Annotated in this window: 1 protein-coding gene; it reads left to right on the top strand. The window is 71.8% G+C overall.

Annotated elements, in window-relative coordinates; genetic code table 11:
• On the top strand, window positions 1-9,905 hold a 9,905-nt coding region (locus tag D7V88_RS34090; protein ID WP_120544789.1), incomplete at both ends, for a non-ribosomal peptide synthetase/type I polyketide synthase.

The raw sequence follows: 9,905 nt of genomic DNA, 5'->3' as shown, positions 1-9,905 counted from the left end.
CCACAGGGAAGCCTCACGGGCTTCCGTCCCTGCCCGTGCAGTACGCCGACTTCGCCTCCTGGCAGCGCGGCTGGCTCCAGGGCGACGTGCTCGCGAAGCAGGTCGCGTGGTGGAAGGACCAACTCGCAGGCGCGCCGCACGTCCTGGACCTGCCCACCGACAAGCCGCGCCCCACGCAGCGCTCCCCTCGCGGAGCACTGCTGCCCCTGCACCTGCCCCGCGTCCTGAGCGAGCGGTTGGGCGCGCTCGCGCGGCAGGAAGGCGCCACGTCGTTCATGGCGCTGCTCTCCGTGTGGCAACTGCTGCTGTCGCGCTACAGCCGGCAGGAAGACCTGCTGGTGGGCTCACCCATCGCGGGCCGCAACCAGGGGGAGCTGGAGGGACTGGTCGGTTTCTTCATCAACACGCTGGTGCTGCGCGCCCGCATCCATCCGGACGCGTCCTTCCGCTCGCTCTTGACGCAGGTGCGGGACACGACGCTCGCGGCCTACGAGCACCAGGACCTGCCGTTCGAGAAGCTGGTGGAAGAGCTTCAAGTGCAGCGCGACCTGGGCCGCACGCCGCTGGTGCAGGCCCTCTTCGCGCTCCAGAACGCGCCCGGTGGAACGCTGGAGGTTCCGGGACTGACGCTGCGCATGCTGGACGTGGACACGGCCGCGGCGCGCTTCGACCTGGGCCTCGTGCTCGCGGAAGCCCCGGATGGCCTTCGCGGCTTCATCGAGTACAGCACCGCCCTCTTCGACCGCGACACGATGGTCCGGCTCGCCGGTCACCTGCGCGTGTTGATGGAGGCCGCGGTGGCGAGCCCGGACGTGCCGCTGGCCCAGCTTCCCTGGCTCACGCCTGCCGAGCGCCAGCAGGTGCTCGTCGACTGGAATGACACCGCCCACCCCTACCCCGCCGACAGCACCGTCGCGGCGATGTTCTCGACGCAGGTCGCGCGGTACCCGGACGCCATCGCGGTGGAGTCCGAGGACGAACGGCTGACGTTCTCGCAGCTCGACGCCCGGGCCAACCAGCTCGCCCATGAGCTGCGGGCCCGCGGCGTGGGGCCGGACGTGCTGGTGGCGCTGTGCCTGGAGCGCTCGGTGGTCTTCGTCGTCGCCGCGCTCGGCGTCATCAAGGCAGGCGGCTGCTACGCGCCGATGGACGCCTCGTATCCCGCGCAGCGGTTGACCTTCATGCTGGAGGACGCGCGGCCGAAGCTCGTCCTCACCACGCGCGCCCTGCGGGAACGGCTGCCCCTTCCCGACGCCTCCCTGCCGTGCCTCGTGGTGGAGGAGCTATCCCTCGACGCCCATCCCGTCACCGCGCCGGTGGTGGACGTGGGCCCGCGCAACCTGGCCTACGTCATCTTCACGTCCGGCAGCAGCGGGCGACCGAAGGGCGTGGCCAACGAACAGCGGGGCCTGCTGCGCCTGATGCACGCGATGCCGTACGCGCGATTCGGCACCGCCGACACGACGCTGCTCTTCGCGCCCATCTCCTTCGACGGCTCCGTGCTGGAGTTGTGGCTTCCGCTGCTGCATGGCAGCCGGCTCGTCATCTTCCCGGCCCAGGCCGTGGCGGGCGACATGGACGCGCTCGCCCGGGTGGTGGAGCGCCACGGCGTCACCTTCGGTCACCTGCCGTCCGGACTCTTCGCGCAGCTCGCCGAACACCGGATGGACATCCTCCGGCGCATGCGCGAGCTGAACGTGGCCGGCGAAATCGTCTCGGCGCCCCACGTGCGCAAGGCCCTGGAGGCGCTGCACGTCCAAATCACCAACGGCTATGGGCCCTCCGAGTGCTCCGTCGTCGCGTCCACCTACACGGTGGAGCGGCCAGAGCAGGTGGTGCCGGGGCTGTCGGTGCCCATCGGTGCGCCGCTCTCCAACACGCAGGCCTACGTGCTGGATGCGCGGCTGCGCCCGGTACCGGTGGGCGTGCCGGGGGAGCTGTTCCTCGGCGGAGACGGCCTGGCGCGGGGCTACGTGTCACGCCCCGACCTGACGGCGGAGCGCTTCATCCCGGATGCGCAGGGCACCACGCCCGGCGCGCGGCTGTACCGCACGGGCGACATGGTCCGCTGGCTCCCCACCGGGGTGCTGGAGTTCCTGGGCCGCGCCGACCACCAGGTGAAGGTGCGCGGCTTCCGCATCGAGTTGATGGAGGTGGAGGCCGCCCTGCGCCACCTGCCCGCCGTGCAGGAAGCGGTCGTGGTGGTGCGCGAGGACGTGCCCGGCGACAAGCGGCTCGTGGCCTACCTGCTGCCCCGGGAAGGACACCCGCTGGACACCGCGTCGCTGCGCGCGGGCCTGCGGCAGCGGCTGCCGGAGTTCATGGTGCCGTCGACCTTCGTCACGCTGGCCACCCTGCCCCTGAATCCCAACGGCAAGGTGGATCGCAAGGCCCTGCCCGCGCCGGACGCCGTGTCCACCGGACGTCAGGGCCGCTTCGTGGAACCGACCGATCCGCTGGAGCAGCGGATGGCCATTGTCTTCGCCCGCGAGCTGGGCGCCGACCGCGTAGGCGTGCACGATCAGCTCTTCGAGGATCTGGGCGGCACGTCGCTGTCCGTGGTGCGGATCGCCGCGCGCCTGCGCGAGGAACTCCAGCGCGACGTCCCCGTGGTGTGGCTCTTCGAGCACCCCACCGTGCATGACCTGGCCCGACGCCTGGAGCGCGAGTCGGCAGGCCTCTCGGCCTCCTCCGAACCCGTGACGCCGGCGCCCGCGCACCGTCCGAGCGAGGCGCAGAAGTCCGCTACCTCCGGCTCCATCGCGATCATCGGGATCGCGGGTCGCTTCCCCGGTGCCATGTCGGTGCAGGAGTTCTGGAGCAACCTGCGCGGCGGCGTGGAGTCCGTCAGCCGCTTCACACCGGAAGAGCTGGAGCACCTGCCCGGACTGCCGGACGGGCTGGAGTTGTGGCACCACCCGGCCTTCGTCGCGGCGGGCGGTGTCATCGAAGGCGTGGAGAAGTTCGACCATTCCTTCTTCGACATGCCCCTACGTGAGGCCCAGTTCACGGATCCGCAGCAGCGGCTGTTCCTCCAGACGGCCTGGGAGGCGCTGGAGGATGCGGGCGTGGATCCGGATCGCTTCCCGGGTGCCATTTCGCTGTACGCGGGCGCCACGAGCTCTGGCTACGCGGACGCCGTGCGCCAGTCGATGCCGCTGGACGCCGCCTCCTACATGGAGCTGCACGGCACCGCCACGCACGAAAGCCTGGCGACGAAGACGTCCTTCAAGCTGGGGCTCACGGGCGAGAGCACACTGCTCTACACCGCGTGCTCCACCGGCCTCGTCGCGGTGCACCTGGCCTGTCAGAGCCTCCAGGTGGGCCAGTCCGACGTGGCGCTCGCGGGCGCGACGCGTCTGTCCGTCCCTCAGCGCACGGGCTACGTGCACCAGGAAGGACTCATCTTCTCGCCGGACGGCCACTGCCGCGCCTTCGACGAGAAGGCACAGGGCACGCTCGCGGGCAACGGCGTGGGGGCGGTGGTGCTCAAGCGCCTGGAGGACGCGGTGCGGGATGGCGACGCCATCTACGCCGTCATCCGGGGCTCGGCCATCAACAACGACGGGCGGCACAAGTCCGGCTTCACCGCCCCCAGCGTGCAGGGGCAGGCGGCGGTCGTCGCGAAGGCGATGATGAAGGCCGGCGTGTCACCGGAAGCCATTGGCTACGTGGAGGCCCACGGCACCGCGACGCCGCTGGGCGATCCGATTGAAGTGGCGGCGCTGACGCGCGCGTATGGCCTGGGTGCGGACCACCAGGGCACCATCGCGTTGGCGTCACTGAAGACGAACATCGGCCACCTGGACACGGTGGCGGGCCTCGCGGGGCTCATCAAGGTCGCGCTGTCGCTGCACCACGGCGAGATCCCGCCCAGCCTCCACTTCGAGCGGCCCAACCCGCAGATCGACTTCGCGGCGAGCCCGTTCTTCGTCAACACCGCCCTGCGTTCGTGGCCCCGGGGTGAGACGCCCCGCTTCGCCGCGGTCAGCTCGTTCGGCATTGGTGGCACCAATGCCCACGCCATCCTCGAGGAAGCACCCATGCGGCAGAGTGGATCCACCACGCGTTCCCACCAGCTTGTCGTGCTGTCCGCGCGCACGCCCGAGGCACTGGAGGCGGCGTCCCGTAGGCTCGACGCGCACGCGCAGGCCGGTGGGGCAGATCTGTCCCTGGCGGACCTGGCCTTCACGCACGCAGTGGGCCGCAAGGTCTTCGAGTTCCGCCGCGCGCTGGTGGTGAAGGACGCGGAGGACCTGGCCAGGCAGCTCCAGAAGCCGGCGTCCGCGACGAAGGGCACGAACCGCGCACCGCGCGTGGCGTTCGTGTTCTCCGGCCAGGGAGCGCAGCAGGTGGGCATGGGACGCGAGCTGGCGGAAACCTCGCCGCTGTTCCGCGCGCACCTGGACGCGTGCCTCGCGTTGATGGAGGCGCCGTTGCGTGCCCGGGTGTCGGAGCTACTGCGTCCGGCGGAGGGAGCGGACGTCACGGCGAGCCTCGCGGACACGCGCGTGGCGCTGCCCGCGTTGTTCAGCGTGCAGGTGTCGTTGGCGCGGTTGTGGAAGGACCTGGGCGTGGCGCCGCACGCGGTGCTGGGCCACAGCTTCGGGGAGTACGCGGCGGCGAGCGTGGCGGGCGTGCTGTCGCTTGGGGACGGGATGCGCCTGGCGGTGGCGCGCGGGGAGTTGATGCACCGCATGCCGCCGGGGGCGATGCTCGCGGTGGCGCTGCCGGAGACGCAGGTGGTGCCGCTGCTGACGGGCCGGCTGACGCTCGCGGCGGTGAACGCGCCGGACCGGTGCGTGGTGTCCGGGCCGGTGGAGGAAGTGGAGCGGCTGAAGCAGGAGCTGGAGCGCCGCAAAGCAGGCGCGGTGCGGATGCCCGCGCCGCATGCGTTCCACTCGGCGGACGTGGAGCCGTTGATGCCGGAGCTGGCGCGGGTGGTGGCTTCACTCCACCGCTCGGAGCCGACGGTGCGCTACGCGTCCAGCCTCACGGGCACGTTCACGCGGCCGGGGCAGCTCACGGCGCCGGAGTATTGGACGGAGCAGATGCGCCAGCCGGTGCGCTTCACCGACGCGGTGGGCGCGCTGCTGGAAGCGGGCTGCGAGGTATTGCTGGAGGTGGGGCCCGGCCAGGACCTCACGCCGCTGGTGCGCGCGAGCCTGGGGCAGGACCGCGACCGGGTGCGCGCGCTGGCCACGCTGCGGCGGGGCGGGACGACGACGGAGCAGCAGGGCTGGCTCCAGGGCGTGGGCGAGCTCTGGAGCGCGGGAGTCGCCGTGGACTGGAGCGCTTTCTACGCGCACGAGCAGCGGCTGCGGCTGCACCTGCCGACGTACGCGTTCCAGGAGAAGGACGTCTGGGTCCAGGCGCGAGCCCGCGCCCTGCCCTCTTTGTTCCAACCGCCGAGCGCGCCCGTGCGTGCGCCGCAGACCGTGTCCGGGGCGACCGTCACGGCTCCGGCTCAAGGCTTCGCGGCTCCGCCTGTCACCACGTCCGGGGCGCATGGCACTTCGTCGCCGTCCACGGAGGTCGCATCCACGGGTGAAACCTCGTCCTTCGCGTCGGCGCCCCTCGCTGGCCGAGTGCCCACCACCGGATCGGGCCCCGCCGCGCTGGCGCCCATGGGCCGCGTGGCTACGGTGACACTGTCACCCACCGAAGCCCCGGTGCACGCGGACCCGCCGTCCGCGCACCTCCAGGCCTCGACGGCCGGCGCCATGCCGCCGCCGGTGTCCGTGCCCGGCATCGCGCAGTCGCTCCATGAGGGGGCGTTCCAGCCCACGGGCTCGAGTTCCCCTGTGGCGCATGACACCGCGCGTCCACTGCTGCCGGGACTCTCCGCGCACACCGCCTCCGAACCCCTGGCCCCGGTCGCCGTCCCCGCGGGCCGCGAGGACGCGCCGCGTGGCGATGTCGAGGAACGCGTGGCCGCGCTGTGGCGCGAGCGCCTGGGCCTGGACTTCGTCGGCCGCGAGGAGAACTTCCTCGAAATCGGCGGCAACTCGCTGACAGCCGCCCAACTGCTCAACCAGGTGCGTGACACCTTCGGCGTGCAGCTTCCGCTCGCCGCGCTCTTCGAGGCCCCCACCGTCGCCGGCATCGCCCAACGCCTGGAGCCCCTGCTGCTCCAGGCCCCCCAGGCGCGGGTGTCCGTGGAGCTGCCCCTGGTGAAGCTCGATCGCACCCGGGAGCTGGCCCTGTCCTTCGTGCAGGAGCGCGTCTGGCGTCTGGAGCAGCACCTGCCCGGCCTGTCCGCGTACAACATCCCGTTCGTCCTGCGGCTCGAAGGCGTCGTGAACGCCGACGTGCTGGAGCGTGGCATCCAGGAGATCGTCCACCGGCACGAAGCCCTGCGCACCACCTATGACACGGTGGACGGCCGGCCCGTGCAGCGCTTCCACGACCACGTCCACATCCCGCTCACGCGCGTGGAGCTCCGGGGGCCGCTGGAGACGCGCGAAGCCGAAGCCCTGCGCATCGCCCGCGAGGACGCTGCGGCGCCGTTCGACCTCGTCCAGGGGCCCGTAATGCGCTCGACGCTCGTGCGCCTGGACACGCACGTGCACATGCTGGTGGTCGGCATCCACCACATCGTCTGCGACACGCTGTCCGTGACGCTCTTCGTCCACGAACTGGGCCAGCTCTACGACGCCTTCATCGAAGGCCGTCCGTCCCCCCTGCCCCCGCTGCCCATCCAGTACGCGGACTTCGGCCAGTGGCAGCGCCAGAGCATTGCCGAAGCGCGCCTGCCGGAGCAGGAGCAGTGGTGGCGTCAGCGGCTGGCCGGCATGCCCCGGCAGATCGACCTGCCCACCGACCGGCCCCGCACCGCGCACAGCACGCTCAACTCGGCGCGCATGACCATGGAGATGCCATCCGCGCTCGCCCGGGAACTGTCCGCCTTCGCGAAGCGTGAGGGCTTCACCCCGTACATGACCGTGCTCGCGGCATGGCAGACGCTGCTGCACCGCTACAGCGGCCAGACGGACCTCATCGTCGGCACGCCCATCGCCAACCGCACCCGGCCGGAGCTCTTCCCGCTCATCGGCTACGTGGCGCACTCGGCCGCGTTCCGCACCCGCTTCTCGGCCGACCTGACCTTCCGTGATCTGCTCGCCCAGGTGCGCGAGGAAGTGGCGGACGCCCAGTCGCGACCGGACGTGCCCTTCGAATACCTGGTGGAAGCGCTCGTGCCCGGCAAGGACATCGGCAAGGGCCGCATGGCCGACTCCGTGTTCGTCTTCCACTCCGGCGCCAGCGCGGGCGGGATGACGCTGGAACTCAACGGGATGCGCGGCTCGCTGGTGGAGGTGCCCGGCACGCCCGTGCAGTGGGGCGGCACGCTGGCCGACCTCACGCTGGTGCTCTCCGAGTCCCCCGGCCGCCTCCACGGCGTGCTGGAGTACGCGACGGAGCTGTTCGACGCCGCGTTCGCCGAGCGCTTCATGGCGCACTTCCAGGTGCTGCTGTCCGCGGCGCTCTCCCAGCCCGACACGCAAGTCTCCCACCTGCCGCTGTCCACCGAGTCCGAGCGCCGCGCGTGGCCGAATCCCCGCACCGTGGCCGGCTTCACCTCCGTGCCCGCGCTCCTCGCGGACCGGCGCGCCCGTCAGTCGGACGCCGTCGCCGTGTCGCGCGGTGACGTGCACTGGACCTGGAGTCAACTGGGCGCCCAGGTGCGGACGCTGGCGGAGCGGCTGCGGTCGCTCGGGGTGCAGGACGGCGCACCCGTGGTCGTGAGCCTGCGGCCCTCTCCGGAGAAGCTCATCGCGCTGTGGGCGGTGCTGGAGGCCGGCGGCGCGGTGGTCGCGCTGAGCCCCACGGACCTGGGCGGCGTGTCCCTCTACGCCCCCGAGGGCGCGCGCGTGCCGGCGCTCGTCACCACTCGCGAGCTTGTCGCCTCCATGCGCGTGGAGGCCTCACGCACGCTGTACGTGGAAGACGTCGCCGCGCCCGCCGATGCCGGAACCCCGGCGGTATCGGGTCGTGGGAGTGCCGACACCCTGGCGTGGCTGCTGCCCATGGGCGCGGGTCAGCCCGCGTGGGCCCTGGGCCACCTGGAGCTGGCGGAGTTCTTCCTCGCGCTGGACGCGCGGCTGGCCCCCAAGGACGGCGGCGCATGGCTGGCCGCGGGCGAGGCCGCGGCGGACCGTCCGGACCTGGAAGCGCTCTGGGCCCTCTCGCGCGGGATGCGCGTGGTGTTCCCGTCGGAGCAGGTGACGGCGCGGCTGGTGAACCTGGGAGGAGCCGGGCGGCGGGCGAAGGCGATGGACCTGAGCCTCATCTACTTCGCCAACGACGAGGACACCCTCACAGGGCCGAAGTACGAGCTGCTCATCGAAGGCTCGAAGTTCGCGGACGTAAACGGCTTCTCCGCCGTGTGGACGCCAGAGCGGCACTTCGCCTCCTTCGGCGGCCTCTATCCGCAGCCGGCCGTCGTGGCCGCGGGCATCGCCACCGTCACGAAGAACCTGCGCCTGCGCTCGGGCAGCGTCGTGCTGCCACTGCATGATCCGCTGCTCATCGCGGAGCAGTGGTCGGTGGTGGACAACCTGTCGCAGGGCCGCGTGGGCATGTCGGTGGCCACCGGCTGGCACGTGCACGACTTCACCTTCGCGCCGGGCAACTACGAGGACCGGCGCAACATCCTGCTCAAGAACCTCAAGACGCTGCGCGCGCTGTGGCGCGGCGAGAAGGTGACGCGGCCTGCGGGAGCGGGCACGACGGTGGAATTGGCGCTGCGTCCGAAGCCCGTGCAGAAGGAGCTGCCGGTATGGCTCACCGCGACGGCGAACCCGGAGACGTTCCGGCTGGCGGGCGAGCTGGGCGCGGGCGTGCTCACGGGCCTGATGTCTCATTCGTTGGAAGAGCTGAAGCCGAAGGTGGCGCTCTACCGCGAGGCGTGGCGGCGCAACGGCCACCCGGGCCGGGGCCACATCACGGTGATGCTGCACACGTACCTGGGCGACGACGAGGCGGAGGTGTGGCGCGTCGTGCGCCAGCCGCTGCTGGGTTACTTCCGGGGCTCCACGGACATCGTCACGTCGCTGCTGGTGGCCCAGGGCTACCAGGGTGAAATCAACAAGCTGTCGCCCGACGACATCAACGCGCTGCTGGAGCATACCTTCGAGCACCACGCGCGGATGACGGGCCTGGTCGGCTCCATGGAGAGCGGCCTGAAGCGCCTGCGCGATGTGCAGGGCGCGGACGTGGATGAGGTGGCGGCCCTCATCGACTTCGGCCTCGAAACGCCGGTGGTGCTGGAGGGCCTGCGCCGGCTGGCCCGGGTGCGCGAATTGCTGGAGGACGAAGGCGTCGCGCGCCAGGAGCAGGTGCTGGTGGAGAGCGGCCAGGGCGTGGAGAGCCTCCTTTCGCTGGCGAAGCAGTCCGGCGCGGTGCTGGTACACACGTCGGCCCGGCTCGCGCGTTCACTGACGGAGCTGCCCGGAGCGCGTGAGTCCCTGGGCTCCGTGGGTGCGCTGGTGCTGGAGGACGCGTCGTCGGAGCTGGCGTCGGCGCTGCACCGCACCGCGGGCGTGGACGTGTGGCTGTCCGGCGGTGCTGTCGACGGCGCGCTGCTCCCCCGCGCGCCGGGCGAGCGCATCCCGAAGAGCCTCCAGACGTGGGTGCTGGATTCCTCCGGACAGCCGGTGCCCGAGGGCGTGGTGGGAGAGCTGGCCCTGGCGGGCGCGGGTCTGCCCCGAGGCCTATGGAAGGCCGAGGAAGAGGAACACCGTCGGCTGGTGCCCCACCCGACGGAGGCCTCCGCGCGGCTGTACCGCACCGGCCGCCATGCCCGCCTGCGCATGGATGGCCGCGTGGAGCCGGTGACGCTGCCCTCGCGCCTGCCCGCGCCCGTGGCGCGTCCCAAGGTGGAAGCGCCCCGCCCCGCCGTGGCC

It is taken from the genome of Corallococcus terminator (genome assembly GCF_003611635.1).
Classification (GTDB): domain Bacteria; phylum Myxococcota; class Myxococcia; order Myxococcales; family Myxococcaceae; genus Corallococcus; species Corallococcus terminator.
This window is presented reverse-complemented; position numbering and strand designations above follow the sequence as displayed.